The sequence below is a fragment of the Streptomyces sp. NRRL F-5650 genome (genome assembly GCF_000721365.1).
Classification (GTDB): Bacteria; Actinomycetota; Actinomycetes; order Streptomycetales; family Streptomycetaceae; genus Streptomyces; species Streptomyces ardesiacus.
Window position 1 is genome coordinate 333,997 of record NZ_JOGV01000001.1, and the last position, 26,827, is coordinate 360,823.

The 26,827-nt window shown below is 73.4% G+C and carries 28 protein-coding genes; 17 read left to right on the forward strand and 11 right to left on the reverse strand.

Features of this window, described 5'->3' with window-relative positions:
- Window positions 1-38 precede the first annotated feature (38 nt).
- Together IG88_RS0101570 and IG88_RS0101575 are read right to left on the reverse strand one after the other, a co-directional pair.
- Window positions 39-803, reverse strand: a complete 765-nt coding sequence (locus IG88_RS0101570) for a VOC family protein (protein ID WP_031034021.1) — start codon at window positions 801-803, stop codon at window positions 39-41.
- A 115-nt stretch (window positions 804-918) separates the two neighbouring features.
- Window positions 919-1,311 carry a VOC family protein gene (locus IG88_RS0101575; protein ID WP_031034023.1) on the reverse strand — a complete coding sequence of 131 codons (393 nt, stop codon included), beginning with the start codon at window positions 1,309-1,311 and terminating at the stop codon, window positions 919-921.
- Between the two features lie 85 nt (window positions 1,312-1,396).
- On the opposite strand from IG88_RS0101575, the gene IG88_RS0101580 reads away from it, so the two are divergent.
- Window positions 1,397-1,936, forward strand: coding sequence for a GNAT family N-acetyltransferase (locus IG88_RS0101580; protein WP_031034024.1), 540 nt, complete (start codon window positions 1,397-1,399; stop codon window positions 1,934-1,936).
- 51 nt (window positions 1,937-1,987) lie between these two features.
- On the opposite strand, the gene IG88_RS0101585 is transcribed toward IG88_RS0101580, so the two are convergent.
- A complete protein-coding gene (locus tag IG88_RS0101585) occupies window positions 1,988-2,671 on the reverse strand; it encodes a glycerophosphodiester phosphodiesterase (RefSeq protein WP_031034025.1) in 684 nt (227 codons plus the stop codon).
- A gap of 225 nt (window positions 2,672-2,896) precedes the next feature.
- On the opposite strand from IG88_RS0101585, the gene IG88_RS0101590 reads away from it, so the two are divergent.
- The 4 genes from IG88_RS0101590 (at window position 2,897) to IG88_RS0101605 (ending at window position 6,842) form a co-directional block, all read left to right on the forward strand.
- Window positions 2,897-4,300, forward strand: coding sequence for a DUF6421 family protein (locus tag IG88_RS0101590; protein ID WP_031034026.1), 1,404 nt, complete (start codon window positions 2,897-2,899; stop codon window positions 4,298-4,300).
- Between the two features lie 68 nt (window positions 4,301-4,368).
- Entirely contained in the window at window positions 4,369-5,115 is a 747-nt protein-coding gene (locus IG88_RS0101595) for an SDR family NAD(P)-dependent oxidoreductase (protein WP_031034027.1), read from the forward strand.
- Window positions 5,112-6,182, forward strand: coding sequence for a threonine aldolase family protein (locus IG88_RS0101600; RefSeq protein WP_031034028.1), 1,071 nt, complete (start codon window positions 5,112-5,114; stop codon window positions 6,180-6,182). Before IG88_RS0101595 ends, IG88_RS0101600 begins: the two co-directional genes overlap by 4 nt.
- Before the next feature lie 87 nt (window positions 6,183-6,269).
- The gene (locus IG88_RS0101605) at window positions 6,270-6,842 is read left to right on the forward strand and encodes a transglutaminase domain-containing protein (protein WP_031034029.1); all 573 of its coding nucleotides are present in this window, start codon (window positions 6,270-6,272) and stop codon (window positions 6,840-6,842) included.
- 9 nt (window positions 6,843-6,851) lie between these two features.
- Here the strand turns inward: IG88_RS0101605 and IG88_RS0101610 are convergent, their stop codons facing one another.
- Window positions 6,852-7,580, reverse strand: coding sequence for a lysophospholipid acyltransferase family protein (locus tag IG88_RS0101610; protein ID WP_030398798.1), 729 nt, complete (start codon window positions 7,578-7,580; stop codon window positions 6,852-6,854).
- Between the two features lie 269 nt (window positions 7,581-7,849).
- Between IG88_RS0101610 and IG88_RS0101615 the strand changes: the two genes are divergently transcribed.
- The 5 genes from IG88_RS0101615 (at window position 7,850) to IG88_RS0101635 (ending at window position 12,375) form a co-directional block, all read left to right on the forward strand.
- Window positions 7,850-8,227: a thioredoxin family protein gene (locus tag IG88_RS0101615; RefSeq protein ID WP_031034031.1), complete on the forward strand. Its 378-nt coding sequence runs from the start codon at window positions 7,850-7,852 to the stop codon at window positions 8,225-8,227.
- Between the two features lie 146 nt (window positions 8,228-8,373).
- Window positions 8,374-8,883: a flavin reductase family protein gene (locus IG88_RS0101620; protein WP_031034033.1), complete on the forward strand. Its 510-nt coding sequence runs from the start codon at window positions 8,374-8,376 to the stop codon at window positions 8,881-8,883.
- Between the two features lie 221 nt (window positions 8,884-9,104).
- Window positions 9,105-9,893, forward strand: coding sequence for an electron transfer flavoprotein subunit beta/FixA family protein (locus IG88_RS0101625; RefSeq protein ID WP_030398801.1), 789 nt, complete (start codon window positions 9,105-9,107; stop codon window positions 9,891-9,893).
- Window positions 9,894-9,947: 54 nt separating this feature from the next.
- Complete coding sequence (locus IG88_RS0101630; RefSeq protein ID WP_031034037.1) at window positions 9,948-10,910, forward strand: electron transfer flavoprotein subunit alpha/FixB family protein; 963 nt, start codon at window positions 9,948-9,950, stop codon at window positions 10,908-10,910.
- A 166-nt stretch (window positions 10,911-11,076) separates the two neighbouring features.
- On the forward strand, window positions 11,077-12,375 hold the full coding sequence (locus tag IG88_RS0101635) for a DUF6986 family protein (protein ID WP_031034039.1): 1,299 nt from the start codon (window positions 11,077-11,079) through the stop codon (window positions 12,373-12,375).
- On the opposite strand, the gene IG88_RS0101640 is transcribed toward IG88_RS0101635, so the two are convergent.
- Together IG88_RS0101640 and IG88_RS0101645 are read right to left on the reverse strand one after the other, a co-directional pair.
- Window positions 12,356-13,228 (reverse strand): hypothetical protein, encoded by an 873-nt coding sequence (locus tag IG88_RS0101640; RefSeq protein ID WP_051851720.1) that lies wholly within the window; start codon window positions 13,226-13,228, stop codon window positions 12,356-12,358. The two genes, IG88_RS0101635 and IG88_RS0101640, sit on opposite strands and share 20 nt — an antisense overlap.
- Before the next feature lie 34 nt (window positions 13,229-13,262).
- A complete protein-coding gene (locus IG88_RS0101645; protein WP_063760570.1) occupies window positions 13,263-14,339 on the reverse strand; it encodes a LacI family DNA-binding transcriptional regulator in 1,077 nt (358 codons plus the stop codon).
- A gap of 251 nt (window positions 14,340-14,590) precedes the next feature.
- On the opposite strand from IG88_RS0101645, the gene IG88_RS0101650 reads away from it, so the two are divergent.
- From IG88_RS0101650 to IG88_RS0101660, 3 genes are all read left to right on the forward strand, one after another.
- Window positions 14,591-15,544 (forward strand): ROK family protein, encoded by a 954-nt coding sequence (locus tag IG88_RS0101650; RefSeq protein WP_031034046.1) that lies wholly within the window; start codon window positions 14,591-14,593, stop codon window positions 15,542-15,544.
- A gap of 849 nt (window positions 15,545-16,393) precedes the next feature.
- Entirely contained in the window at window positions 16,394-16,588 is a 195-nt protein-coding gene (locus IG88_RS0101655) for a hypothetical protein (protein WP_030398807.1), read from the forward strand.
- Between the two features lie 170 nt (window positions 16,589-16,758).
- A complete protein-coding gene (locus IG88_RS0101660; protein WP_031034048.1) occupies window positions 16,759-17,802 on the forward strand; it encodes an NUDIX hydrolase in 1,044 nt (347 codons plus the stop codon).
- 107 nt (window positions 17,803-17,909) lie between these two features.
- Here IG88_RS0101660 and IG88_RS0101665 read toward each other — a convergent pair whose 3' ends face one another.
- Window positions 17,910-19,265 (reverse strand): dipeptidase, encoded by a 1,356-nt coding sequence (locus IG88_RS0101665; RefSeq protein WP_031034050.1) that lies wholly within the window; start codon window positions 19,263-19,265, stop codon window positions 17,910-17,912.
- A 144-nt stretch (window positions 19,266-19,409) separates the two neighbouring features.
- Here IG88_RS0101665 and IG88_RS0101670 point away from each other — a divergent pair, with 144 nt between their 5' ends.
- The 3 genes from IG88_RS0101670 to IG88_RS0101680 all read left to right on the forward strand — a co-directional run bounded on the left by IG88_RS0101670 (window position 19,410) and on the right by IG88_RS0101680 (window position 22,771).
- Complete coding sequence (locus IG88_RS0101670) at window positions 19,410-20,714, forward strand: geranylgeranyl reductase family protein (protein ID WP_031034053.1); 1,305 nt, start codon at window positions 19,410-19,412, stop codon at window positions 20,712-20,714.
- Window positions 20,715-20,861: 147 nt separating this feature from the next.
- Window positions 20,862-22,109 carry a sensor histidine kinase gene (locus tag IG88_RS0101675; protein WP_107451998.1) on the forward strand — a complete coding sequence of 416 codons (1,248 nt, stop codon included), beginning with the start codon at window positions 20,862-20,864 and terminating at the stop codon, window positions 22,107-22,109.
- Window positions 22,106-22,771 carry a response regulator transcription factor gene (locus tag IG88_RS0101680; protein ID WP_031034056.1) on the forward strand — a complete coding sequence of 222 codons (666 nt, stop codon included), beginning with the start codon at window positions 22,106-22,108 and terminating at the stop codon, window positions 22,769-22,771. The genes IG88_RS0101675 and IG88_RS0101680 overlap by 4 nt, the downstream gene beginning before the upstream one ends.
- Here IG88_RS0101680 and IG88_RS0101685 read toward each other — a convergent pair.
- Window positions 22,732-23,016 carry a DUF6332 family protein gene (locus IG88_RS0101685; protein WP_031034059.1) on the reverse strand — a complete coding sequence of 95 codons (285 nt, stop codon included), beginning with the start codon at window positions 23,014-23,016 and terminating at the stop codon, window positions 22,732-22,734. The genes IG88_RS0101680 and IG88_RS0101685 overlap by 40 nt on opposite strands.
- Window positions 23,017-23,092: 76 nt before the next feature.
- On the opposite strand from IG88_RS0101685, the gene IG88_RS0101690 reads away from it, so the two are divergent.
- Window positions 23,093-23,527 (forward strand): MarR family winged helix-turn-helix transcriptional regulator, encoded by a 435-nt coding sequence (locus IG88_RS0101690; protein ID WP_037835162.1) that lies wholly within the window; start codon window positions 23,093-23,095, stop codon window positions 23,525-23,527.
- On the opposite strand, the gene IG88_RS0101695 is transcribed toward IG88_RS0101690, so the two are convergent.
- The 3 genes from IG88_RS0101695 to IG88_RS0101705 all read right to left on the reverse strand — a co-directional run bounded on the left by IG88_RS0101695 (window position 23,514) and on the right by IG88_RS0101705 (window position 26,644).
- Window positions 23,514-24,254, reverse strand: a complete 741-nt coding sequence (locus IG88_RS0101695; RefSeq protein WP_031034061.1) for a maleylpyruvate isomerase family mycothiol-dependent enzyme — start codon at window positions 24,252-24,254, stop codon at window positions 23,514-23,516. The genes IG88_RS0101690 and IG88_RS0101695 overlap by 14 nt on opposite strands.
- Entirely contained in the window at window positions 24,217-25,488 is a 1,272-nt protein-coding gene (locus IG88_RS0101700; protein ID WP_234331967.1) for an MFS transporter, read from the reverse strand. Before IG88_RS0101700 ends, IG88_RS0101695 begins: the two co-directional genes overlap by 38 nt.
- Before the next feature lie 133 nt (window positions 25,489-25,621).
- Window positions 25,622-26,644 carry a LacI family DNA-binding transcriptional regulator gene (locus tag IG88_RS0101705; RefSeq protein WP_031034066.1) on the reverse strand — a complete coding sequence of 341 codons (1,023 nt, stop codon included), beginning with the start codon at window positions 26,642-26,644 and terminating at the stop codon, window positions 25,622-25,624.
- Between the last annotated feature and the right edge of the window lie 183 nt (window positions 26,645-26,827).

Below are 26,827 nucleotides of genomic sequence, written 5' to 3' on the forward strand. Positions count from 1 at the left end.
CTCCGCGTGCGCGGCCCGCCGGTACCCGCCGCCCCGGATCAGCGGGCGCCACCCGCCCCGTACACCCCGAACATCGCGCCCTGCGGGTCCCGCAGCACGGCCAGGCGGGGGCCGTCGGGCACGGAGGTCGGCTCCATCAGCACGGTGCCGCCGCCGTCCGTCGTGTCGACCGCGGCCGTGTTCACGTCCACCACGGCGAAGTAGGGCAGCCAGTGCGCCGGCACCTCGTGCGGGAACTTGTCGTCCATCGCCACCATGCCGCCGAAGTCCGCCCCCTCGATCCCCCACTGCTGGTAGCGCCTCGGGCCGGTGATGCTCCAGCCGAAGACCGTGGTGTAGAAGTCCGCGGCCCGGTCCGGCTCCCGGGTCAGCAGCTCCACCCAGCCCAGCGAGCCGGGCGCGTTGAACAGCCCGGCCCCGGGGAAGGAGCCGCCCTGCCAGAGCTGGAAGACCGCCCCGGTCGGATCGGCGGCCACCGCGAAGCGGCCCGAGTCGAAGACGTCCGTGGGCCCCTCCAGGACCGCGCCCCCGGCCGCCGTCACCTGCCGTGCGGCCGCGTCCGCGTCGCGCACGGCGAAGGACACGTTCCAGGCGACGGGCTGTCCCGGCTGGTAGAGCGGCGTCAGGGCGGCGACCGCCGCGTCGTCGATCCGGGCGATCGTGTAGCCGCCCGCCTGCTGGTGGGAGACCGTCTCGGGGTACCAGCCGAACAGCTTGGTGTAGAACCTCCGGGCCGCCGTCAGGTCGGTGGTCCCCAGCTCCGCCCAGCAGGGCCCGCCGGTCACCGGTTCGTGGAGCTTCATCGTGCTGGCGTCCTTCCGCCGGGGCCGCGTCCGCCCCCCTCCAGCACGCTAAGGCCGGGCCGGGGACGGGGCCATCCGGCACGTGCGTCCCGGGCCTCGGTGCCTGGCGGGCGGGTCAGATCCCCGGGCGGTGGCGCAGCGGATGCTCCGCGGGCACCTCCACCAGCACGATCCGGGTGCCGTCCGGATCCTCGATCCACATCTCCACCAGCCCCCACGGCTCCTTGACCGGCGGCCGCACGATCCCGACCCCCTTGGCGCGCAGTTCGTCGTGGGCCGCCGCCGCGTCCTCGACCTGGAGCCACAGGGCGAGCGCGGGGGCGACGGGATGCTCGGAGCGTCCCGAGACCTCCAGGAAGCCACCGCCGAGGAAGTAGACGGTGCCCCGCTCCGGGCCCGTGCCGAACTCCCGGTGGACGGCGAGCCCGAGCTGCTCGCCGTAGAAGGCGCGCGTGCGGTCGGGATCGGTGGGGCGGAGCAGGGTCCGGCTGCTGAGTACGTGCACCATGCGTCCCGAGCGTAGTGGCGGCCGGCGGCGGCGTTACGCTCATCGGTGCCCGCGACGCTCCCGAGAACGAACCGGAGACGCCCCCATGGACACCGCAACCGGCCCGCTGATCTACCGCGACGCCACCGAGGCCGACGTGGACGCGCTCGTGGCGCTCATAGAGTCCGCGTACCGCGGCGATTCCAGCCGGGCCGGGTGGACCACCGAGGCGGACATCCTCGAGGGGCAGCGCACCGACCCGCGGGGCGTGCTGGAGGTCGTCGAGGCGCCGGACAGCCGTCTGCTGACGGTGGAGCGGGACGGCGGGATCGTGGCCTGCTGCCAGCTCGAGCACCGCGGCACGCACGCCTACTTCGGGATGTTCGCGGTCAGCCCGGCGCTCCAGGGCGGCGGACTGGGCAAGGCGATCATCGCGGAGGCCGAGCGGCAGGCCCGCGAGACGTGGGGCGTCACCGAGATGCACATGACCGTGATCTCCGTGCGCGAGGACCTCATCGCCTGGTACGAGCGCCGCGGCTACCGCCGTACGGGAGAGACGACCCCCTTCCCGTACGGCGACGAGCGCTTCGGCATCCCGCAGCGCGACGACCTCCGGTTCGAGCTGCTGGTCAAGCCGCTGGCGTGACGCCCCCGGGGGCCGCTGGGGCTGCTGGGCCGCTGGGGCTGCCGGGGCCGCTCAGGCGGTGAAGCGGCCGGTTCGCTTGATCTCCGGGTAGTCGGTCGTCGCGCCGTCCAGGCCCAGGGCGCGCACCAGCCGCAGGTGGTCCTGGGTGTTCACGGTCCAGCAGAACACCCGCAGGCCCGCCTTTCGGGCCTTCTGCACGGTCTCCAGCGTGATCCTGTTGATGTCCAGGCACAGCGTCCGGGCGCCCGCCGCCACGGCGCGGTCCACGACCTCGGGGCCGTAGTACTGCGCGACCAGGGCGGTCCGCACCCCGGGCACCAGCCGGGCGATCTCGACGAGGGCCTCGTCGTGGAACGAGATCACCTCCACCCGGTCCACCAGGTCCCGGCGGAGCATCACCTCGGCGAGGACGCGCGCGGCCGCCGCGTCCTTGATCTCGGCCTGCAGGGGCACCGACACCGCGTCCAGCGCCTCCTCGAACACCGGGATCCGTTCCCCGCGGCCGGCGTCCAGGGTGCGCAGCTCCTCGATGGTCTTGTCGGCGATCGCGCCGGTGCCGTCGGTGGTGCGGTCCACGTCGGCGTCGTGCATGACGACGAGCGCGCCGTCCTTGCTCAGGTGCAGGTCCAGTTCGACGACGTCGAGGCCGGCCTGCTCGGCGGCGACGAAGGAGCGCAGGGTGTTCTCGGGCTCGACACCCATCGCCCCGCGGTGACCGATGGTGAGGAAGTTCAAGGCTCGACTCGCTTCCGTCGACGTCGGCGGGCAGGGCCGCAGCCTAACGGCCCTGCCGGACCGTTTCCCCTGTGCCCCGCCGGGTATACGAATCCGACGTCCGACAGGAAAAAATGCGGCACAGCCCCGGGTGGGGCAGGATAATTTACGGAGTCTCCCCTTGATTGGAGAAACGTCGTATGTCTACGGTGGCGTCACGCTAGCTTCTCCCGTGGAGGATGGGACATGACGGAAATTCTTGTGCAGGTGGGTGCGGAGGGAAACGTTCCTCCGGCGAGCGGGGTGGTTGAGCACCCGGCCTGGCCCGTGCTCAAGGATGCCGTGGAGCAGATCCGGCCATGGCAGTCCAAGGACGGGTCGATCGACTTCGACGCCGAGGGCGCCCCGGAGCGGGCCGCCGCCGAGGACGCCGTACGCCGTGTCGCCGGGGCCGTGCGCGAGCTGTCCCCGCTGCTGCCGCACGACCGCGCCTACCACGAGGCCCTGGTGAGCGACCTGGGCCGCTGGGCCGACGGCGGCTTCGAGGTCCCCGACTTCCTCGACTCGCTGCTGGCCTTCCAGCCCGCCGCGAACCGTGCGGACGGTCTCCAGCACCTGGTCGTCTTCCCGATGTACACGCAGAACGGCAACCCGGACCGCAACCTCGAGGCCGTCGTGCTGCGCATGGTCTGGCCCGACTGGCTGGCGGAGCTGGAGCGCACTCGCTACGACAACCCGCTGTTCTGCGGCATCACCTTCGAGGACTTCACGGCCGGCTACGACACCAACTCGGCCGTCCTCTTCCCGGAGACCATCGCCGTGCGCGAGGCGCCCGAGCGCTTCTCCTGGGGCGGCATCTTCTGCGACCGCGAGGCCGCCCGCTTCCGCCGCGTCACCGAGGCCGCCGTGGACCTGCTGGGCCTGGAGCTGCCCGAGGACGTGGCCGCGATGGTCCACGACCAGAAGCGCTGCGAAGAGGCGTTCGTGCTGTGGGACATGGTCCACGACCGCACCCACAGCCACGGCGACCTGCCCTTCGACCCGTTCATGATCAAGCAGCGCCAGCCGTTCTGGATGTACGGCCTGGAGGAGCTGCGCTGCGACCTCACCGCCTTCAAGGAGGCCGTGAAGCTGGCCGACGAGGGCGTCCCGCAGGCCCGCGACGTGCAGTACGCGGTGCTCTTCGACCGCATGTTCCGCTTCCCGGTCACCGGCGAGCGGGTGCGCAACTACGACGGCCTCGGCGGCCAGCTCCTCTTCGCCTACCTGCACCAGCACGACGTCGTGCGCTGGACCGACAACAAGCTCTTCATCGACTGGCAGCGCGCCCCGCAGGTCACCAACCAACTGTGCGGCGAGATCGAGAAGCTCTACCGCGACGGCATCGACCGCCCGAAGATCGTCCACTGGTTCGCCGGCTACGAGCTGGTCTCCGCCTACCTCGCCCCGCACCCGGGCTCCAAGTGGGCCAAGGGCCCCGACGCCCTGGACCTGACCCTGCCGCCGCGCAAACTCGTCGACGACGTGCTTCCCGACGAGTTTCCGCTGAGCATGTTCTACGAGGCCCTGTCCAAGAAGCTCAAGAAGGTGATCGCCTCGACCCGGGGCATCACCGGGGCCGCGGACGGCGCCGAGCGGGCCGCCGCGTGAGCGAGGGCGGCGGCACGCACGGACACGTACGGCAGACACAGGCTCGGCAGGCTCGGGAGGCGAGGACCATGGGGAACGGGGCGCTCGACGGCGCGGTGATCGCGGTGGCCGGGGCGGGCGGACCCGCCGGACGGGCCGCGCTGCTGCGGCTCGCCGAGGCGGGTGCGACCGTCGTCGGCGCGGACAACGACCCCGAGCGGCTGGCCGAGGCGGTGGACGCGGCCCGCTACGCGCACGGCGGCGCCACCGTCACCGGCGAGACCGTCGACCTGCTGGACCTGGACTCCACCCGGGCCTGGGCCGACCGCACCGAGCAGGAGTTCGGCCACGTCGACGGCATGGTCCACCTCGTCGGCGGCTGGCGCGGCAGCAAGACCTTCACCAAGACCGAACTCGGCGACTGGGACCTGCTGGAGAAGCTGCTGATCCGCACCGTGCAGCACACCTCCCTCGCCTTCCACGAGGCGCTCCAGCGCAGCGACCGCGGCCGCTACGTCCTGATCAGCGCCGCCGGCGCGTCCAGCCCCACCGCGGGCAACGCCGCCTACTCGGCGGCCAAGGCCGCCGCCGAGGCGTGGACGCTGGCCATGGCGGACTACTTCCGCAAGGCGGGGGGCGAGCAGGGGCCGACGTCGGCGGCTGCGATCCTGGTGGTCAAGGCGTTGGTGCACGACGCGATGCGCGCCGAGCGCCCCAACGCGAAGTTCGCGGGCTTCACGGACGTGCGCGACCTGGCCGAGGCGGTCGCCGGTGTCTGGGACAAGCCCGCCGCGGAAGTGAACGGAAACCGTCTGTGGCTGACCGAGAAGCCGTGAACCCCCCGAAGACCGACGCGCGTCGCCATCACGACCCCGAGGTCCGCGGTTTCGCCAGTGACAACTACGCCGGGGCCCACCCGGAGGTGCTCGCCGCCCTGGCCCTGGCCAACGGCGGGCACCAGGTCGCGTACGGCGAGGACGAGTACACCGAGAACCTCCAGCGCGTGATCCGCAGCCACTTCGGCTCCTCCGCCGAGGCGTTCCCGGTCTTCAACGGCACCGGCGCCAACGTCGTGGCCCTCCAGGCGGTCACCGACCGCTGGGGCGCGGTGATCTGCGCCGAGAGCGCGCACATCAACGTCGACGAGGGCGGCGCCCCCGAGCGCATGGGCGGCCTCAAGCTGCTCACGGTCCCCACTCCGGACGGCAAGCTCACGCCCGACCTGATCGACCGGCAGGCGTACGGCTGGGACGACGAGCACCGGGCGATGCCGCAGGTCGTCTCGATCACCCAGAGCACCGAACTGGGCACCCTCTACACGCCCGACGAGATCCGCGCCGTCTGCGAGCACGCCCACGCGCACGGCATGAAGGTGCACCTGGACGGCTCCCGGATAGCCAATGCCGCCGCCTCCCTGGACGTGCCCATGCGCACGTTCACCAACGCGGTCGGCGTCGACCTCCTCTCCCTCGGCGGCACCAAGAACGGCGCCCTGTTCGGCGAGGCGGTCGTGGTGCTGAACCAGGACGCGGTGCGGCACATGAAGCACCTGCGCAAGCTGTCCATGCAGCTCGCCTCCAAGATGCGCTTCGTGTCCGTCCAGTTGGAGGCGCTGCTGGCCAAGGACCTGTGGCTGCGCAACGCCCGGCACTCCAACGAGATGGCCCGGCGCCTGGCCGAGGGTGTGCGCTCCGTGCACGGCGTGGAGATCCTCTATCCGGTGCAGGCCAACGCGGTCTTCGCCCGCCTGCCGCACGAGGTGAGCGAGCGCCTGCAGAAGCGGTTCCGCTTCTACTTCTGGGACGAGGCCGCCGGGGACGTGCGCTGGATGTGCGCCTTCGACACCACCGAGGACGACGTCGACGCGTTCGTGGCCGCCCTCAAGGAGGAGACGGCACGCTGACGCGAGGCTCTTCGCGTTATGCATAGGTATGCGGTCACCTGAAAAGTCATTGACTGACGGGTGATCGCTTTCCTATGCTCTGCGGGCATGGAGCTGATCCAGAAGACGCCTGATCTGTCCGCCTACCTCGCCGCCGACGAGGCCGTCGACCACGAACATCCCACCGTGCGGGAGGCGGCCGGACGCCTCGCCAGGCAGGCCGAGGACTCGTATGGCTATGCGCGGCTGGCGTTCGAGTTCGTGCGCGACACCATCCCCCACTCGCAGGACTCCGGGGACCCGCGCGTCACCTGGCGGGCCTCCGACGTTCTGGAGCGGCGCACCGGCATCTGCTACGCCAAGGCCCACGCGCTGGCCGCGCTGCTGCGGGCCGAGGACATCCCCACCGCGCTGTGCTACCAGCGGCTCGACGTGGTGCACGGGCTGGTCGCCGTACGCCTGGACGGTGCCTGGCACCGGCAGGACCCGCGCGGGAACAAGCCCGGCGTGAACGCGCAGTTCTCCCTGGGGAGGGAGCGGCTGGCCTTCACGCCGGACCGTGCGGCGGGGGAGAGGGACTACCCGGAGCTGTACGCGGCGCCGCATCCGGCGGTGCTGGACGTCCTGAAGGCGGCCACGGACCGCCCGCACCTGTGGGAGACCCTCCCCGCCGACCTGTGAGATCCCGGCTCAGTGCGCCTGGGCCGTGCGCAGTTGCTCGGGCGTCGGAGCCGTGCCGCCGAGGTGGGCCGGCATCCACCAGGTGTCGTCGGGACCCTTGGGGCGCACCGGGTAGGCGCGCTGGGCGGCCTCCAGCAACTCCTGCACCCGCTCGCGCAGCCGCCGGGTGATGGCGCCCGCGTACTGCTCGCGCGAGGCCTCCATCGCCTCGCCGACCCGGATGGTGATGGGGGTGTGACTGCGCTTGAAGTTGCGCGGGTGGCCCTTGGTCCACAGGCGCTGGGTGCCCCACAGGGCCATGGGCACCAGCGGGACGCCCGCCTCCTGCGCGAGCCGCGCGGCGCCGGACTTGAAGCTCTTCAGCGTGAACGACTCGGAGATCGTCGCCTCCGGGAAGACGCCGACGATCTCCCCGGACTTCAGCGAGTCGAGGGCGTGCGCGTAGGCCGCCTCGCCCTGCTTGCGGTCCACCGGGATGTGCTTCATCCCGCGCATCAGCGGTCCGGAGATCCGGTGCCGGAAGACCGACTCCTTCGCCATGAAGCGCACCAGCCGCTTCTGCGGCAGCGCGGCCAGACCGTCGAAGATGAAGTCCAGGTAGCTGATGTGATTGCTCACCAGTACGGCGCCGCCCGAGCGCGGGATGTTCTCCGATCCACGGCAGTCGATCTTGAGGTCCCACACCTTGAACATGGTGCGGGCGAGACCGATGACCGGACGGTAGACGAGTTCTGCCATGGGCGGGTCGGACCCTTCCTTGTCAGCCTGGGAAGGGGACTCCCAGTCGAAAGTTACGCAGCCGTAGGTTTGCGGCTTGTCGCCGATCGTGCCCCAAGAACGGCCCGTGTACCAGCCTTGGTGCCCGTGTGCGGCGAGATCCTCATCACTCACCCGGCCGTTTCGTGGCCGAAATGCGACGGTGGGCGGGAATCCCGGCCGCGTCGGGAACGCTGCACCTGCCGAGGACCGATCGGCGGCACGCGGGGACGCGTGCCGGGAAACAGCCGCTGCGGCGGCGGAACGGGAGCGCGTCGGTGCGCGAGCAGGACGACGACGGCAGGCGGCCCCCGGCCGGGTCCCCACGGCTCGACGCGGCCGACCTGGGAGCCGAACTCGGCGCCCGCGCCACGCTCGTGCAGTTCTCCAGCGCCTTCTGCGCGCCCTGCCGGGCCACCCGGCGCGTGCTCGGCGAGGTGGCCGGCATGGTCCCCGGTGTCGCCCACGTCGAGATCGACGCCGAGGGCCACCTGGAACTGGTCCGCGCCCTCGACGTGCTCAAGACCCCCACCGTCCTGGTGCTGGACGCCGACGGCCGTGTCGTACGGCGCGCCGTCGGGCAGCCGCGCACGGCGGACGTGATCGCCGCACTGGGGGAGGCGGTGTGACAAGCGCCACGCCGGTGCTGAGGTCTTCTCCACAGCTTCGAGATCCCGGGACGTAATTGACTGTGTGTGCCACCCGTCGTCAGCCCGCCCCCGTGCCCCGCTCCGGGGTTCCGGGGCCGAGGCGCAACGCAGAAGGACCCTCCCGCATGACGGCCACCCCGGACCTCGCCGCACCGCGGCCCGCCGCCGACGACCTGCTGCGGTCGGTCTTCCGGCGGCACGCTGCGGGCGTCGCCGTGATCACCGCGCGGGGACCCGGCGGCCCGGCCGGCTTCACGGCCACGTCCCTCACCTCCGTCTCCGCCCGGCCTCCGCTGCTCTCCTTCGGTATCGGCACCGGTTCCTCGTGCTGGCCCGCGGTGTCCGAGGCCGAGCACGTCGGCGTCCACCTGCTCGGCGAGCACCAGGAGGAACTGGCGGCCACCTTCGCCCGCAGCGGCGCCGACCGCTTCGCCGCTCCCACCGCCTGGCGCGAGGGGCCCGAGGGCGTGCCCGTGCTGGACGGGGTGCCGGCCTGGCTCGTGTGCCGCGTGGTGGGCCGGGTGCCCGCGGGGGACCACCGGATCGTGCTGGCGGAGGTCCTGCTCGGGGACGCCGCGGGGGCCGGCCGGCCACTCCTGTACCACCAGGGGCGATACCGGGGTCTGCGCGACTGACCGGTCGGCGGGACACCTTCTGCGAAGGCGTCGGGTTCCGGTTACGCTGCGTTGCGAAGGTCACAGTTCAAAGCGCTTGCTTAGCGGGCAGGAACTGGGTGTACTGACGAGTAATATTCCGGGCGGAGCGCAGGTCGCCCCGACCGGGATCGGCCGCTTGGGGCGCCTATGCTGCCTGCAAGAGGCAGCACTGGAAATGTCGACGCAGTAGGAGAGCCGGCGTGAGCTTGAGGATCGTTGTCACTGTGAAGTACGTGCCCGACGCCACTGGCGACCGGCACTTCGCCGATGACCTGACCGTCGACCGGGACGACGTGGACGGTCTGCTCTCCGAGCTGGACGAGTACGCGGTCGAGCAGGCGCTGCAGATCTCCGAGAACTCCGACGACGACGTCGAGGTGACCGTCCTGACGGTGGGCCCCGAGGACGCCAAGGACGCCCTGCGCAAGGCGCTGTCCATGGGTGCCGACAAGGCGATCCACGTCGAGGACGACGACCTGCACGGCACCGACGCCATCGGCACGTCCCTGGTGCTGGCCAAGGCCGTCGAGAAGGCCGGCTACGACCTGGTCGTCTCCGGCATGGCCTCCACCGACGGCACCATGGGCGTCGTCCCCGCGCTGCTCGCGGAGCGCCTGGGCGTGCCGCAGGTGACGCTGCTGTCCGAGGTCTCGGTCGAGGGCGGCGTCGTCAAGGGCCGCCGCGACGGCGACTCGGCCACGGAGCAGCTCGAGGCGTCGCTGCCGGCGGTCGTGTCGGTCACCGACCAGTCGGGCGAGGCGCGGTACCCGTCCTTCAAGGGCATCATGGCGGCCAAGAAGAAGCCGGTGGAGTCCTGGGACCTGTCCGACCTCGACATCGACGAGGACGAGGTCGGCCTGGAGAACGCCTACACGGTCGTGGAGTCGGCCGCCGAGCGCCCGGCGCGCACCGCGGGCACGATCGTCAAGGACGAGGGCGAGGGCGGCAAGCAGCTCGCCGAGTTCCTGGCGGGCCAGAAGTTCATCTGAGCCCCGCCCCGCTGACCGCCCCTCATCTTTCGCAAGCAGGAGAGAAGAAGTCCCATGGCTGAAGTTCTCGTCTACGTCGACCACGTGGACGGTGCCGTCCGCAAGCCGACCCTGGAGCTGCTGACGCTGGCCCGCCGCATCGGCGAGCCCGTCGCCGTCGCGCTGGGAGGCGGCGCCGGTGACACCGCCGCCGCCCTCGCCGAGCACGGCGCGGTGAAGGTCCTCACCCACGAGGCCGCCGAGTACGCCGACTACCTCGTCGTACCGAAGGTCGACGCCCTCCAGGCCGCCGTCGCCGCCGTCTCCCCGGCCGCCGTGCTGGTCCCCTCCTCCGCCGAGGGCAAGGAGATCGCCGCCCGCCTGGCGCTGCGCCTGGGATCGGGCGTCATCACCGACGCCGTCGACCTGGAGGCCGGCGACGAGGGCCCGGTGGCCACCCAGTCGGTGTTCGCCGCCGCCTTCACCACCAAGTCCCGCGTCTCCAAGGGCACCCCGGTCATCACGGTCAAGCCGAACTCGGCGGCCGTGGAGCCCGCCCCGGCCGCCGGTGCCGTCGAGCCCCTGTCGGTCACCTTCTCCGCCGCCGCCACCGGGACCAAGGTCACCTCGCGCACGCCGCGCGAGTCGACCGGGCGCCCGGAGCTGACCGAGGCCGCGATCGTCGTCTCCGGCGGCCGCGGGGTCAACGGCGCGGAGAACTTCGCGATCATCGAGGCGCTCGCCGACTCCCTCGGCGCGGCCGTCGGCGCCTCGCGCGCCGCGGTGGACGCGGGCTGGTACCCGCACACCAACCAGGTCGGCCAGACCGGCAAGTCCGTCTCGCCGCAGCTCTACATCGCCTCCGGCATCTCCGGCGCGATCCAGCACCGCGCGGGCATGCAGACCTCGAAGACGATCGTGGCGATCAACAAGGACGCCGAGGCCCCGATCTTCGAGCTGGTCGACTACGGCGTCGTCGGCGACCTCTTCGACGTCGTCCCCCAGCTCACCGAGGAAGTGAAGTCCCGCAAGGGCTGACCCTCCCGGCGGCAACGTCGTGCCGAGGCCCCCGCGACCGCACGTGGTCGCGGGGGCCTCGGTGTCTGCGCAGGATGGTGTTGACCGGCGGGAGGCCGACAGATAACTTCACTCTACGGATAAGTGATTCCGTTCAGCGGAAAAATGAACATCAGGAGGGTGTCGAATGGGTCAGCAGGAGAAGGTGGCAACGAGCCTCGCGGGCGCCGTCGGCGAGGAGATCAGTGCCTCCCTCGCACCGGTGGACGCGGAGCTGGAGCGCCGCTACCCCGGGGACCCGGGCACCCGCCAGCCCGTCCACACCGTCTACGTGCCCGGCGACGTCTTCGCGGCCGACACGATCCGCTCCTGGGGCGACCGGGCGCTGGCCGCCCTCGACGAACACGCCCCGGACGCCGCCTCCTTCGCCGCCGTCCTCGGCCTCGCCGACGACCTCGCCGAGCCCGTGTACAGCCGCGTCCGCGCCAAGCTGGAGCGCGAGCCGGTCGAGGACCTGCGCATCGACTTCGAGGACGGTTACGGCAACCGCACGGACGCCGAGGAGGACGAGGCGGCGGCCCGCGCGGCCCGGCTGGTCGCCGAGGCGTACGAACAGGGCACCGCGGCCCCGTACATGGGCATCCGCATGAAGTGCATGGAGGCTCCGGTGCGGGCCCGGGGCATCCGGACCCTCGACGTCTTCCTCAGCGGTCTCATGGAGGCCGGCGGACTGCCCGACGGGCTGGTGCTCACGCTGCCCAAGGTGACCTACCCCGAGCAGGTCACCGCCATGGTGCGGCTCCTGGAGGCCTTCGAGAAGGCACGCGGCCTCACGCCCGGCCGGATCGGCTTCGAGATCCAGATCGAGACCAGCCAGTCCATCCTCGCCGCCGACGGCACCGCCACCGTCGCCCGGATGATCCAGGCCGCCGAGGGCCGCGCCACCGGCCTGCACTACGGGACCTTCGACTACAGCGCCTGCCTCGGCGTCTCCGCCGCCCACCAGGCCAGCGACCACCCGGCCGCCGACCACGCCAAGGCGGTCATGCAGGTCGCCGCCGCCGGCACCGGCGTACGCGTCTCGGACGGCTCCACCAACGTCCTGCCGGTCGGTCCCACCGCCCAGGTCCACGACGCCTGGCGCCTGCACTACGGCCTCACCCGCCGCGCCCTGGCCCGCGCCTACTACCAGGGCTGGGACATGCACCCCGGCCACATCCCCACCCGGTACGCGGCCGTCTTCGCCTTCTACCGCGAGGGGTTCGAGCAGGCCGCCGCCCGTCTCGCCCGCTACGCCAACCGCGCCGGCGGCGACGTCATGGACGAGCCCGCCACCGCCAAGGCCCTCAGCGGCTACCTGCTGCGCGGCCTGGACTGCGGTGCCCTCGACATCGGCGAGGTCGCCCGGCTGACCGGCCTGACCCGCGCCGACCTGGAGGGCTTCTCGGGCCCGCGGCGCGGCGACCTCACTGCGTCGGCGCAGTAGGCCCCGAAGACGGCGTCCGGCCCCGGACACAGGGCTCCTCGGGCTCCGCGCCCACGTACCGCTCCAGGCCGGACGCCGTCACCCGCCCCTCCTCGGCGAACAGCCGCGTCCCCCGGTCGCACAGCCGCCGGTCCGCCCGCGCCCGCGCGCAGAACTCCTCCGGCGTCGCCCCGAACAGCGCCCGCAGCCGGGGCGAACCGTGCAGCAGCCCGGTGATGAGGGGCCGCTGCTCGCCCGGGTGCCGCCGGGGCGCACCGGTGCCGTCGTGCAGGACGCCGTGGCGGTTGACGTACGCGTACGTGCCGCACAGCACCGAACCGTCCCCGGGCTCGACGCGCACGTCGGGCGCGGGCAGCCAGGCGCGGTCGAAGTTGCCGCCCGCCATCGGCACGCCCTCGCTCGCGTCGACCACCGCGAGCTGCCCGGGGTCGAGCCACAGCACGAACAGCTCCCGCACGGTGCCGGGGGCGCCCACCGGCGAGGCGGACACGTAGCCCATGCGGCTCACGTGCGCGGAGACGCCGACGTCCAGTCCCGTGACCCGCGACCTGACCATCGGGACCGGCGAGTCGATCCCGAACTCGGCCATCTTGTGCCGCAGTTGGGCCGGGCTCGCGTTGGAGCCGATCGCCAGCACCGGGACCCGGCCGTCCTCCTGCTCCCACGCCTCGCGCGCCGGCCGGTCCAGCGGCAGCAGCCGGTCCCCGACCAGCAGCCCGGACTCGCGGGGCCATGCGCCCGGATACAGCAGCGGCTCCTCGCGCGGCACCCCGTCCAGCCCGAGGGCGCGCAGCGTCCGGTCCTCGCCGGGCTGTTCCGCGGGGGCGGCCCGCTCGCTCGGTGGTCGTGGCACGGTTTGGTTCCCTCCGGCGGGGTCGCGCGGGTGGTCAGTCGGCGGGCGGCAGCTCGCCCGAACCCCGGGTGATCAGCCTGGTCGGCAGTTCGATGCGGTCGGGGGCGAGGAGGGTGCCGTCTAGCTGCCGGAAGAGCCGTTCGGCAGCGGTGCGGCCGAGGGCGGCGGCGTCCTGCGCGACCACGGTGACACCCGGCTGGAGCAGGTCGGCCAGCTCGATGTCGTCGAAGCCGACCAGGGCCACCCCCCGGGTGTGCTCGGCCAGGACCCGGATCACGGTGACCGTCACCCGGTTGTTGCCCGTGAAGATCGCGGTGACCGGGTGCGGGTCGGCGAGCATCTCCTCGGCCGCCCGGCGCACCCGCTCGGGGTCGGTGACGCCCAGGGACATCCAGGAGTCCTCGACCGGTATGCCCGCGTCCTCCATGGCGGCCCGGTAGCCGCGCAGCCGCTCGGCGGCGGTGTGGATGCGGGGCATGTCGCCGATGAAGCCGATCCTGCGGTGCCCGTGCGCGATCAGGTGGGCGACCCCGTCGCGGGCGCCGCCGAAGTTGTCGCAGACCACCACGTCCGCGTCGATCTGCCCCGCCGGACGGTCCACGAAGACCGTGGCCACGCCCGCCTTCAGCTCCGGTTCCAGATAACGGTGGTCGTCCCCTGCGGGGATCACCACCAGCCCGTCCACGCGCCGCGCGCACAGGGCGAGGACCAGCTCCTGCTCGCGCTCGGGGTCCTCCGCGCTGGACCCGTTGATCAGCAGGGCGCCGTGGGCGCGGGCCACCTCCTCCACGGCACGGCTGAGCGGCCCGTAGAACGGGTCGGCCAGATCCTCCAGGACCAGGCCGATGCTCGCGGTGCGGCCCTTGCGCAGCACCCGCGCGCTGTCGTTGCGGCGGAAGCCCAGCGCGTCGATGGCCTCCTGGACGCGGCGCTCGGTCTCCGGGGTGACGCCGGGCTCCCCGTTGACCACCCGGGAGACGGTCTTGAGTCCGACACCGGCCCGGGCGGCGACGTCCTTCATGGTCGGGCGGTTGCCGTAACGGTTCCCGGGGAGGCGGTCTGCGCGGCGGGTCGTGTCGGGCACGGTGCGGTGTCCTGTCCTGTCGTCCACGGGAAAGCGTCGGCTCCTGCTGTCCAGGGGGATGTGTCGGTGATGGGCTTGTATGAGGATGTGGCGTCGAGCATAGAGCCTGGACAACGTTGTCAGATGCGGGAGACACTGTCCACCGCACTCTCCGGCCCCCGTCCCCACCAAGGGGCCGGTCGCCGTGTGCTCGCGTGTACGGCATGTACGGCATGTATGGCTATGGCTGGCCATGCGCAGGTTTTTCGCTTTCGGTCCGACGGGGAGATCCGACTCTGATGCACACCGACCTCGTGGCAGCGCTGGACATCGGCGGCACCAAGATCGCCGGGGCACTGGTGGACGGCCACGGCCGCATCCAGGCCCGCGCACAGCGTGCGACACCCGCCCGCGAGGACGGTGACACCGTGATGGGGGCCGTCGGGGCCGTCCTCGCCGAACTGACGGCGTCGCCCCTGTGGGGCGGTGTCACGGCCGTCGGCATCGGCAGCGCGGGCCCGGTGGACGCCTCCGCCGGCACGGTCAGCCCGGTGAACGTGCCCGGCTGGCGCGACTATCCGCTGGTCCGCAGGGTCCGGGACGCCGTCGGCGGCCTGCCCGTGGAACTGATCGGGGACGGGGTGGCCATCACGGCCGCCGAACACTGGCAGGGCGCCGCCCGCGGGCACGACAACGCGCTGTGCATGGTGGTGTCGACCGGCGTCGGAGGCGGTCTGGTCCTGGGCGGCCGGCTGCATCCCGGCCCGACCGGCAACGCCGGCCACATCGGGCACATCAGCGTCGACCTGGACGGCGACCCCTGCCCGTGCGGCGCGCGCGGCTGCGTGGAGCGCATAGCGAGCGGCCCCAACATCGCCCGCCGTGCCCTCGACGCCGGCTGGCTGCCCGGCCCGGACGGCGACGTCTCGGCCGCCGCGGTCGCCGCAGCCGCCCGTCGGGGCGACCCGGTCGCCGTCGCCTCCTTCGAACGGGCCGCGCAGGCGCTGGCCGCCGGGATCGCCGCCACCGCGACCCTGGTCGAGATCGACATCGCCGTGGTCGGCGGAGGCGTGGGCAAGGCGGGGGACGTCCTCTTCGCACCGCTGCGCAAGGCGCTCACCGACTACGCGACGCTGTCCTTCGTCCAGCGGCTGGTGGTCGTCCCCGCACAGATGGGAACGGACGCCGGACTGGTCGGCGCGGCCGCGGCGGCCCTGTCCCGAACGGCGGGCGCGGCGGCGGCGCGGGTCTGAACGCGGCCCGGGGCGCGGGAGGACCGCCGCGCGGGTTTGGGCGCGGTGGGGGAGGGATGCGGTCCGTGTTTGGGCGCGAGGGGAGGGTGCTGCCCGGGCCCGAGTGGGTCGGGTGGGACTTGCCGGGTGGGTCTGCGTGGGGCCGGGTGGCGGTGCTGCGGGTGCTTGGGTGCGGCGGGGCTGGGTTGCTGTTCGGGTTGGAGTGCGGTGAGGGGTTGCTGTGCGGGTGCGGGTGCGGGTGCGGGTGCGGGTGCGGATGCGGTGGGAGGCGTGCTGTCCGGGGCTGGGCAGGCTGCTGGGAGCGTGGCTTGGCGGGCAGGTCTCGCCGACCGGGCGCGAGCCGGGCCGGGTGAACCGGACCCGTAGCGGGCCGGGTGGGCGGCGGTGCCGCGGGACGCGTCGGACGGTGGCGTCGCCCGGGACCCGGCATCGTCGCCCGGTGCAGGACCGGGCGACGCACAGGGATCCGGCACGTCACCGTCGCCTGGAGGGTGGCGTGGAGGGAGGTGCCGTGTGGGTACCGGGCGGTGAGCGCGCCGCCCTCGACCGGCCGCAGCGCGGCAGCAGCATCCCCCGCCCCGGCGAGTGCGGCGGGGGCGGGGGATGCTGCGTGGGGCCGGGTGTGGTGGGAGGGGTTGCCGGGCAGTCCGGGTGCGGCGGCCGGAGTCGCTGCGTGGGAGGAGTACGGGCGGTGCGGCAGCCGTGCACGTCCGCGAGGGACATCACCAGCCCCGGCGCAACGGCGATGCCGGACAGCCGCCGGCAGGTGAGCGTCGGCCGGCCGGCGCATGTGGAGGCTTCCGGTGTCCGGCCCGTGACCCCGGCGCGCCGGACGCAGTTGAACGGGGCATGAAGAAGCGCAGCATGCTCGCCCTCGCGTCCCTGGCCACCGGCTTCGTCGTCGCGGCCGTCAGCCCGTCCCACGCCGCCCCGGCCGACCTCCCGCTCCATCTCGACGTGGACGACACCGTCAGCACCGTGCAGGACACCGTCGCCACCGACAGCCTGGCCCTCGACGGCGACACCCTGGGGCCGCTGGGCTGACCCTCGGCCGGGCCGGGCCGGAGCGCCCGGGCCGCACCGCACGGCGCCGGTGCCCCACGGGGGCGTCGGCGCCGCTGTCATATGCCCTTTCACGCTCCCTCAACGTGGTCTGGTTTCCGTGGCAGGGTGAAGCGGGCAAGCCACAGGGGGCCAACGGAAGAGGGGGACCTGTGACCGTCGTCTGGATCAACGGCGCGTTCGGTGCGGGGAAGACCACCACCGCACGGGAGCTGATCGAACTGATCCCGAACAGCACGCTCTTCGACCCCGACGTCGTCGGGGGGACGCTCGCACACCTGCTGCCGCCCAAACGCCTGGCCGAGGTGGGCGACTTCCAGGACCTGCCGATCTGGCGGCGGCTGGTCGTCGACACGGCCGCCGCACTCCTCGCCGACCTCGGCGGGACGCTCGTGATCCCGATGACCCTGCTGCGCCAGGAGTACCGGGACGAGATCTTCGGCGGCCTCGCCGCCCGCCGGATCGAGGTCCACCACGTCCTGCTGGCCCCGGCCGAAACGATCCTGCGGGAGCGGGCCGCGAACCGTGGGACACCCGAGGACCCGCCCGACGGCGCGATACGGGTGCGGCAGTGGCCCTACGACCACATCGAGCCCTACCGAGCGGCCCTCGCCTCCTGGCTCACCGCCGACGCCCACCCCGTCGACACCGGCGCCCTCACCCCGTACGAGGCCGCCGTCCGGATCGCCGAGGCCGTCGGCACGGGTGCCGTGCCTGCCTGCGAGATCGTGCAGACACCGGAGCCCGCCGGCGAGACCGTCGCCGCCGGCGTCCTGCTCTTCGACGACCGGGACCGCGTCCTGCTCGTCGACCCCACCTACAAACCCGGCTGGGAGTTCCCCGGCGGCGTCGTCGAACCCGGCGAGGCCCCCGCCCGCGCCGGCATGCGCGAGGTCGCCGAAGAGACGGGCCTTCGCCTGCGGGACGTGCCGGCCCTGCTGGTCGTCGACTGGGAACCACCTGTGCCCCCCGCCCACGGCGGGCTGCGGCTGCTCTTCGACGGCGGCCGGCTCGACTCCGCGGACGCCGGCCGGGTCCTGCTGCCCGACGCCGAACTGCGCGCCTGGCGCTTCGCCACCGAGGACGAGGCCGCCGCCCTGCTGCCCCCGGTCCGCTACGAACGGCTGCGCTGGGCGCTGCGGGCCCGCGAGCGCGGCGCCGCCCACTACCTGGAGGCGGGCACACCGGTCGGCTGAGCGGCTCCGCCCGGTGGCGGGACCCCCGTGACGGGATCTCCGCCCGTGGCGGGACCCCGTCCGTGACAGGGCCCCGCCGGTGACGGCAAGGGGTGGAGAGGACCGGCTCAGCTCGCCGCGTAGTTGAGCAGGAAGTGCGCCTCGGCCACCGACAGCCGCTCCAGCTCCTCGGGGGAGACACTCTCGTTCACGGCGTGGATGTGCGCCTCGGGCTCGCTCAGGCCGATCAGCAGGATCTCCGCCTCCGGGTACAGGGCCGCCAGGGTGTTGCACAGCGGGATGGAGCCGCCCTGCCCGGCGTACTGCATCTCCTCGCCGGGGTACGCCACCGCCATCGCGTCCGCCATGGCCTGGTAGGCCGGACTGGTGGTGTCGGCGCGGAACGGCTGGCCCTGGCCGATCTGCTCCACGGCGACCCGGGCGCCCCAGGGCGTCCGCGTCTCCAGGTGGGCCCGGAGCAGCTTGGCGGCCTCGGCCGCGTCCACGCCCGGCGGCACCCGCAGGCTCACCAGCGCCCGTGCCCCCGCCTGCACCGACGGGGTGGCGCCGACGACCGGCGGGCAGTCGATGCCGAGCACGGTGACGGCCGGCCGCGCCCAGATGCGGTCGGCGACCGAACCGGAGCCGATCAGCTCCACGCCGTCCAGCACGCGCGCGTCCCGGCGGAACTGCTCCTCGTCGTAGGCGAGGCCCTCCCACGTGCTGTCCGCCGCCAGGCCGTCGACGGTCGTCGAGCCGTCCTCGGCGCGCAGCGAGTCCAGGACGCGGATCAGGGCGGCGAGCGCGTCGGGCGCCGCACCGCCGAACTGGCCGGAGTGCAGGTTGCCTTCGAGCGTGTCGACCTTCACGCGCAGCAGCGTCATGCCGCGCAGCGTGGAGGTGACCGTCGGCAGGCCGACGCGGAAGTTGCCCGCGTCGCCGATGACGATCGTGTCGGCGGCCAGCAGCTCCGGGTGCGCCTCGGCGTACCGCTCCAGACCGCCCGTGCCCTGCTCCTCCGAACCCTCGGCGATCACCTTGACGTGCACCGGCACGCCGCCGTTCGCCTTGAGCGCGCGCAGGGCCAGCAGGTGCATCAGCACGCCGCCCTTGCAGTCCGCGGCGCCGCGTCCGTACCAGCGGCCGTCGCGCTCGGTCAGCTCGAACGGGGGAGTGACCCAGCCGGCCTCGTCCAGCGGCGGCTGCACGTCGTAGTGGGCGTAGAGCAGCACCGTCTTCGCGCCCTCGGGGCCGGGCAGGTACCCGTACACCGACTGGGTGCCGTCCGGGGTGTCGAGCAGGGCGACGTCCTGGAAGCCCTCGGTGCGCAGGGCCGTCGCTATCCACTCGGCGGCGCCCTCGCTCTCGCTGCGCGGGAACTGGTCGAAGTCGGCCACCGACTTGAAGGCCACCAGCGCGGCGAGTTCCTCCTTCGCGCGGGGCATCAGCGACGCGACGGTCTCGGCGACCGGATTCGACGACATGGGCACGCTCCTTGTGGGTGCGACGTTGTACCAAGGAGTACTTGGAATGACGGGCCGATCCTCCCACAGTGGCCTGCGGCGATGCCCGCCGTAGGATGCGGGGGTCAGGTGCGGCATGCGGTTTGATCGGAGCAGTAGACCATCGTGAGCAGCGAGAACTCTTCGGCGGACGACGCGCGTCAGGTCTGGGACGTGGTCGTGGTGGGCGCGGGACCGGCGGGGGCCTCGGCCGCCTACGCGGCGGCGGTCGCGGGGCGGCGCGTCCTGTTGCTGGAGAAGGCCGAGCTGCCCCGCTACAAAACGTGCGGCGGCGGCATCATCGGCCCCTCGCGCGACAGCCTCCCGCCCGGCTTCGAGCTGCCCTTCCAGGACCGTGTGCACGCGGTGACCTTCTCGAACAACGGCCGCTTCACCCGGACCCGGCGCTCGCGGCAGATGCTGTTCGGGCTGATCAACCGGCCCGAGTTCGACCTCCAGCTCGTCGAGCACGCCCAGAAGGCGGGCGCCGAGCTGCGCACCGGGGCGACGGTGACCCGGGTGGAGCAGCACGGGTCGGCGGTGCCGGACCGGCGCACGGTCGCCGTCGTCCTCCAGGGCGGGGAGACGGTTCTGGCCCGGGCCGTCGTCGGCGCGGACGGCAGCGCCAGCCGGATAGGCGCGCACGTCGGCGTGAAGCTGGACCAGGTCGACCTCGGTCTGGAGGCGGAGATCCCGGTGCCCGAGACGGTCGCCGAGGACTGGAAGGGCCGGGTGCTCATCGACTGGGGCCCGATCCCCGGCAGTTACGGCTGGGTCTTCCCCAAGGGGGAGACGCTGACGGTCGGCGTGATCTCGGCGCGCGGCGAGGGCGCCGCGACCAAGCGGTACCTGGAGGACTTCATTGCCCGGCTCGGGCTGGCCGGATTCGAACCGAGCGTCTCCTCCGGCCACCTGACGCGCTGCCGCGCGGACGACTCGCCGCTCTCCCGCGGCCGGGTCCTGGTGTGCGGGGACGCGGCCGGACTCCTGGAGCCGTGGACCCGTGAGGGCATCTCCTTCGCCCTGCGCTCGGGCCGGCTCGCGGGGGAGTGGGCGGTGCGCATCTCCGAGGCGCACGACGCCGTGGACGCCCGCAAGCAGGCCCTGAACTACGCGTTCGCGGTCAAGGCCGGTCTCGGCGTGGAGATGAGCGTCGGCAAGCGCATGCTGGCGGTGTTCGAGCGCCGCCCCGGCCTCTTCCACGCGGCCCTGACCGGTTTCCGCCCGGCGTGGAAGGCGTTCAAGGACATCACCCAGGGCTCGACCTCGCTGGGCGAGCTGGTGCGCAACCATCCGCTGGCCCAGCGGGCGCTGTCGGCGATGGACCGGCGGCCCGAGCCGGCCGCGCCGTCCGACGCGCCGGACTCGTCCGCACCGGCGAAGGCGTCCGAGTCGTCCGAGCCGTCCGGCGGGGACGCGACCGGCACCTGACCGTCGGGCCCGCGCCTCGGCGGCGCTTCCCCGCCCCCGCCCGCACCCGCGGCGCCGGTCCGCGCAGGGCGTACTTCGCCGGGAGTACGTGTGACCACGACGCGCGGGTGACGCCGCCCGACGTGCCCGGCGTCTAGCGTGGCGGGCATGGACGGACAGCACGAGCCCGGGGGCCGGGCACCGCGGTGGCGGCGGCACGGGCCCGCGTGGTGGGACCGGCCGGGCGACGGAGAACGCCGCCCCGGGTGGCCCTGGCGCTCCACCGTGCTCGTCACGGCGGTCATGCTGGTCGGTTCGAACTTCGCCGCCCACGCCCAGGCGGGCGAGCGGGCCGGCCTCGGGCCCTTCGGGCACGCGCTGCTGCTGGTGACGGGTGCCGCCCTGCTGTGGAGGCAGCGGTACCCGGTGCCGGTCGTGTTCGGCACCGCGGGTGCCACCCTGGTCTACCTGGCCGCCGGCTACCCGTACGGCCCCGTGTTCGCGGCCGTGGCGGTGGCCTGCTTCGGCGCCGTCGTCTCGGGGCACCGCAGCGCCGCGTGGACGGCGATGGGGTGCCTGTGGGCCGGGCACGCGCTGGTGGCGCACTGGCTCTACCGGTGGCTGCCGCCGTCCGGGGACTCGGCCGCGTCCTGGGGGCAGGAACTCGCGATCGCCGCCTGGGTCGTGGCGATCGCCGCCCTGTCGGAGCTGGCCCGGGCCCGCCGCGAGCAGTGGGCGCGGGAGCGGGCCGAGCGGGCCCAGGCGGCACGCCGGCGCGCGGACGAGGAGCGGCTGCGGATCGCCCGCGAACTGCACGACGTCCTCGCGCACAGCATCTCCGTCATCAACGTCCAGGCCGGTGTCGGACTGGCGCTCCTGGACACCGACCCGGAACAGGCCCGCACCGCGCTCACCACCATCAAGGACCAGAGCAAGGAGGCGCTCGGCGAGGTCCGGCAGGTGCTCGGCACCCTGCGCACCCCCGGGGACGCGCCGCGCGCTCCCGCCCCCGGCCTCGACCGGCTCCCCGAACTGGTCGAGCAGGCGGCGAGCGCGGGTCTGACCGTCGCGGTGGCGGGCGACCCGCCGCGCCTGCCGCCCGGCACCGGTCTGGCCGCGTTCCGCATCGTGCAGGAGGCGCTCACCAACGTCGTACGGCACTCGGGGTCCCGGCACGCCCGGGTCCGCATCGACGCGGACCGGAACACGCTGCGGCTGTGCGTCGACGACGACGGACCGGCGACCGGCGCCGAGGCGGGCGGCAGCGGCAACGGGCTGGCCGGCATGCGGGAGCGCGCCGCGGCCCTCGGTGGCACCATCGAGGCGGGCCCGCGCCCCGACGGCGGCTTCCGGGTGCTGGCGGCCCTGCCGATCGGTGCCGGGCCGACGGCGCACGCGAAGGAGGACGACCGGTGATCCGGGTACTGCTCGCCGACGACCAGTCGCTGGTCCGGGCCGGGTTCCGGGCGCTGCTGGACGCGCAGCCGGACATCGAGGTGGTCGCGGAGGCCGCCGACGGCGAGGAGGCGGTGGGCTCGATCCGCGCCCTGCGCCCCGACGTCGTCCTCATGGACATCCGCATGCCCCACCTCGACGGCCTCGCCGCGACCCGCCGGATCACCGCCGACCGGGGGCTGGCCGACGTCAAGGTGGTCATGCTCACCACCTTCGAGCTCGACGAGTACGTCTTCGAGGCGATCCGCTCCGGCGCCTCCGGCTTCCTGGTCAAGGACACCGAACCCGAGGAACTCCTGCGCGCCGTACGGGCGGTGGTGAACGGCGACGCGCTCCTGTCACCCGGGGTGACGCGCCGGCTCATCGCCGAGTTCGCGGCGCGTTCCAAGGAGCCGGCGGCGGCCGGTGAGCTGGCCCGGCTGACCGAGCGGGAGCGCGAGGTGATGGCGTTGGTCGGCATCGGACTGTCCAACGAGGAGATCGCCCGCCGGCTGGTCGTCAGCCCGCTGACCGCCAAGACCCACGTCAGCCGCACCATGGTGAAGCTGGGCGCCCGCGACCGCGCCCAACTGGTCGTCCTCGCCTACGAGTCGGGGTTGGTACGGCCCGGCTGGCTGGGCTGACCCGCGCGCGTGAACCGGACCAGTACGCTCACCACCCGTACGGCGAACACCGCCACGGCGAGGACCGCACCGGCCCCGACGAGCGCGGAGCGCACCACGCCCGTCAGGCCGAAGACGTACGCCGGCCCCGCCACCGCGCCGAACACCACGGCGGCCGCGAACGCCGCGCTGCACAGGGCGTAGCCGATCTCCACCGTGATGGCGTCCCGCTCGCCCTGCGTGCGTCGTCCCCCGTAGGTCTCCATGGCGTCAAGTCTCCCAGAACGGGACGGGGTTCGGCAGCGCGGTGACCGCGGCGGCGCGCTCTGCTACGGTGCGCGGATGGCGGCGAAGCAGGCCGAACAGGCGCTCGTGACCCGGTGGCGCTCGATCCTGGTCCTCCACGCCCGCGTCCAGTGCGAACTCGACCGCGCGCTGCACGGACACGGCCTGTGCGGAAGCGACTTCGAGGTGCTGGACGTCCTGGCCGGGGCCCGGGACGAGGACGGTCCCGGCTCCTGCGGATACCGCGTCCAGGAGATCTCCGAACGGGTCCACCTCACCCAGAGCGCGTTGTCGCGGCTGGTGGCCCGGCTGGAGAAGGACGGCCTCGTCGAGCGCTCGATGTGCCCCGAGGACCGGCGCGGCGTGCGCGTGGTGCTCACCCCCGAGGGCCGCGCCAGGCACGGCGAGGCGCTGCCGGTGCAGCGGGCGGTGCTGCACCGGATGCTGGCCGGCCCGCCGACGCCACCGGAGGCGCGCGTCACTTCCAGGTGATGCCCGAGCGCTCGCGCCACAACGAGGCGAGTGAGCCGTCGCCGGACACCTCCGGGAACGGCAGGCGGTTCCACAGCGCCGGGTAGAGCCGCGCGGCGGGGCCGGACAGCTCGCAGTCGGCGTCTCCGGCGCCGTCCCGCACGGTCACCGGCGGCCCCGCGGACAGCCGTACGGTCCACACCGCGTCCGGCACGTCCGTCGCCCGTACCCGCAGCGTGCGGGGTTCTGCGGTGCGTACGGCGCTCCTGGGACGGGCGTGGAAGGCGCACAGCAGTTTGTCGATGCCGTCCACCGCGAACTCCGCGCCGACGGCGGTGGGTTCACCTCCGCGGGCCGACTCGGCGTCGACGCGGTGCACGGCCGTCTCGTGGGCCTGGCGCCTGGCCCAGAAGTCGAGCGGCGAGGGTGCGGGCAGGAAGGCCCAGCACCGTACGTCGGGTGCGGCGCCCGCGAGGATGTCGACGAGCCGTGCGTGCCCCTCGCGGAACCAGGCCAGCAGCGGGGCGCCGTCGAGGGCGGGCGGGTCCTCGGCAGGCCGGGGACCGGTGTGCCCCTCGGCGACGAACGCCGTAGCCCAGCGGTGCACCGTCCCTGTGTGACGCAGCAGGTCCCGCACCCGCCAGCCGGGGCAGGCCGGCACCTTGGCACCGCTCCCCGCGGCCTCGGCCGCCCCGGCCAGCAACGCGCCTTCACGGTCCAGGATCTCGACGTACGCGGCGGTCTTCATGGCAGGGAGTGTGCCGTACGGGGCGGGCTCCGCGGCAGCCCCCGGCGCGCTCCCGGCCGCCTCGGCCCGCAACCGCCGCGCGCCGCGTCACGGCCGCGACCAGTACCGCCACCGCCGCGAGCACCGCCACGCTGGTGAGGGCGGCCGGCAGGGAGAACCAGTCGGCCATGAATCCGATCGCGGGCGGGCCGAGCAGCAACCCGCCGTAGCCCAGGGTGGACGCGGTCGCGACACCGCTCGGACCGCCGAGCGCGCCGGCCCGCTCGATCGCCACCGGGAAGATGTTGGCGAGCCCCAGACCGGTGATCGCGAAGCCGAACAGCGCCGCCCACACGGACGGGGCGAGGGAGCCGAGCAGCGTCCCGGCCACCGCGGTGGTGCCGCCGGCCACCACCGTGGCCGTGCGGCCCAGGCGTTCCAGCAGCGTCGTCCCGGTCAGCCGGCCGACGGTCATGGCGAGCGCGAAGCACGAGTAGCCGGCCGCCGCCAGACCCGGGGAGGCGTCGAGGTCCTGTTCCAGGTGCAGGGCGCCCCAGTCGGCCATCGCGCCCTCGCCGTACGCCGTGCACAGGGCGATCAGCCCGAAGGTGACGACGAGGCGACGGGTACGACGGTCCCGCCGGGCCGGGGTGCCGTCCTGCTCGGTCGCGCGCTCCGGCGGCGCGGCGGGCTCGCAGCGCAGCAGGGCGCGGCCGGCGAACAGCGTGACCAGGAGACCGGTCACGGCGAGGCCCAGCAGGTGACGCGTCGGCGACAACACCCCGGCGACCAGTCCGCCGAGCCCAGCGCCGACCATGCCGCCGAGGCTGAACGCCGCGTGGAAACCGGGCATGATCGGGCGCCGCAGCACGGCGACGAGATCGACGGCGGCGCTGTTGAAGGCGACGTTGATCCCGCCGTAGGCGCTGCCGAAGACCAGCAGGACGGCGCCGAGGGCGAGCGCCGAGTGGGTGAGCGGGGGCAGGGCGATGCTGAGGCAGAGCAGGACCGCGCAGGCCACGGTGACGGGATGGCTGCCGTAGCGCCGGACCAGCCGTCCGGTGAGCGTCATGGTGACGACGGCGCCGGCCGAGACGCCGAGCAGGGCGAGGCCCAGGGCGCTGGCGGAGGCGCCGGTCTGCTCCTTGATGGCGGGGATGCGGACCACCCAGCCGGCGAAGACGAAGCCGTCGAGGGCGAAGAAGGCGGTCAGGGCGATGCGGAGACGGGTGAGATCGTCGCGGGAGCCCGGCACGGCGCTGTGCGAACGGGCTTTGTTTATTAGCGGCACAAACGCAGGCTAGGTGTCGGGCGGGGACGCGGCAAGGGGCCGTCCGGCGGGGGCCCGGGTGGGCGGGGGGCCGGGGCGCAGGGCTGCCGGGCGGCCGTCAGTCGACCGGTGCCCCCCTCGTGCTCTGCCGCACCAGCAGCCGGTGCGGGGCCTTGGCGTCCGTCGGCGCGGGCGCCGAACCGTCGATCACACCGAGCAGGGTGCTCACCGCCGTGCGCGCGATCGCGGCCTTGTCCGGGGCGACGGTGGTCAGCGACGGCGAGCTGTACCGGCCCTCCTGGATGCCGTCGACCCCCACGACGGCGATGTCCTCGGGCACCCGGACGCCCGCCCGCGCCAGCGTGTGCATGGCGCCGATGGCCAGGAGGTCGTTGTAGCAGAAGACCGCGTCGGGCGGCTCGGGCAGGGCGAGCAGGCGCTCCATGGCCTCGGCGCCGAGGTGGCGGTGGAAACGCGGGGTGGGGACGATCAGCTCCCGGTCGACGGTGAGACCGGCCCGTTCCAGTGCCTGCCGGTATCCGGTCGTGCGCAACTGCGCGGTCTCGCCGGTGCTGTAGGGCTGGTCGCCGATGGCCGCGATCCGCCGGCGGCCGAGGCCGATCAGATGCTCCGTCGCCTCCCGGGCCGCGACGACGTTGTCGATCGCCACGTGGTGGAAGCTGCCGTTGAAGATGTGCTCGCCGAGCAGGACGACGGGCACCCTGTTGGTGCGCCGGCGCAGCTCGTCCGCGGAGATGGACAGCGGGCTCAGCAGCAGCCCGTCGAACATCGTGGCGCGGGACTCGCGGCCCAGCAGCTCCCGTTCGCGGTCGCCGTCGCCGTCCGTCTGGTCGAGCATGACGACGTACCCGTGGGTGCGGGCCGCGGTGATCACCTCGCGGGCCAGTTCGGCGAAGTACGGCACGTCCAGCTCGGGGACGACCAGGGCGATCATGCCGCTGCGGCCCCGGCGGAGATTGCGGGCCACGAGGTTCGGCCGGTAGTCGAGTTCGTCGAGCGCGGCCTGCACCCGGACCCGCAACTCGTCGGAGACGGGCACCGAACCGTTGACCACGTTGGACACGGTACGAATCGAGACTCCCGCGCGTCGGGCGACGTCGCGGAGTGTGGAGCCGGCCATCCAGTTACCCCTCACCGCCCCCGCGGGGCATCGGTCGGCAGCATCTCGTGTTCCTGCCCGTGCGGACCAGCGCTGACGCAGGTTGATGTTACTCAGGTATTGCATCGTTGCAAAATGCGCAGCATCATCTCTGCATCGTTGCAAAGGGCGGGCGGCGGCCGGGTCACGACCGTGCCGTCACGC

Coding starts and splice junctions, on each gene's coding strand:
- IG88_RS0101570 (WP_031034021.1), bottom strand. CDS start 803: ATGAAGCTCCACGAACCGGTGACCGGCGGGCCCTGCTGGGCGGAGCTG.
- IG88_RS0101575 (WP_031034023.1), bottom strand. CDS start 1,311: ATGGTGCACGTACTCAGCAGCCGGACCCTGCTCCGCCCCACCGATCCC.
- IG88_RS0101580 (WP_031034024.1), top strand. CDS start 1,397: ATGGACACCGCAACCGGCCCGCTGATCTACCGCGACGCCACCGAGGCC.
- IG88_RS0101590 (WP_031034026.1), top strand. CDS start 2,897: ATGACGGAAATTCTTGTGCAGGTGGGTGCGGAGGGAAACGTTCCTCCG.
- IG88_RS0101595 (WP_031034027.1), top strand. CDS start 4,369: ATGGGGAACGGGGCGCTCGACGGCGCGGTGATCGCGGTGGCCGGGGCG.
- IG88_RS0101605 (WP_031034029.1), top strand. CDS start 6,270: ATGGAGCTGATCCAGAAGACGCCTGATCTGTCCGCCTACCTCGCCGCC.
- IG88_RS0101610 (WP_030398798.1), bottom strand. CDS start 7,580: ATGGCAGAACTCGTCTACCGTCCGGTCATCGGTCTCGCCCGCACCATG.
- IG88_RS0101620 (WP_031034033.1), top strand. CDS start 8,374: ATGACGGCCACCCCGGACCTCGCCGCACCGCGGCCCGCCGCCGACGAC.
- IG88_RS0101630 (WP_031034037.1), top strand. CDS start 9,948: ATGGCTGAAGTTCTCGTCTACGTCGACCACGTGGACGGTGCCGTCCGC.
- IG88_RS0101635 (WP_031034039.1), top strand. CDS start 11,077: ATGGGTCAGCAGGAGAAGGTGGCAACGAGCCTCGCGGGCGCCGTCGGC.
- IG88_RS0101650 (WP_031034046.1), top strand. CDS start 14,591: ATGCACACCGACCTCGTGGCAGCGCTGGACATCGGCGGCACCAAGATC.
- IG88_RS0101655 (WP_030398807.1), top strand. CDS start 16,394: ATGAAGAAGCGCAGCATGCTCGCCCTCGCGTCCCTGGCCACCGGCTTC.
- IG88_RS0101665 (WP_031034050.1), bottom strand. CDS start 19,265: ATGTCGTCGAATCCGGTCGCCGAGACCGTCGCGTCGCTGATGCCCCGC.
- IG88_RS0101675 (WP_107451998.1), top strand. CDS start 20,862: ATGGACGGACAGCACGAGCCCGGGGGCCGGGCACCGCGGTGGCGGCGG.
- IG88_RS0101685 (WP_031034059.1), bottom strand. CDS start 23,016: ATGGAGACCTACGGGGGACGACGCACGCAGGGCGAGCGGGACGCCATC.
- IG88_RS0101690 (WP_037835162.1), top strand. CDS start 23,093: ATGGCGGCGAAGCAGGCCGAACAGGCGCTCGTGACCCGGTGGCGCTCG.
- IG88_RS0101695 (WP_031034061.1), bottom strand. CDS start 24,254: ATGAAGACCGCCGCGTACGTCGAGATCCTGGACCGTGAAGGCGCGTTG.
- IG88_RS0101705 (WP_031034066.1), bottom strand. CDS start 26,644: ATGGCCGGCTCCACACTCCGCGACGTCGCCCGACGCGCGGGAGTCTCG.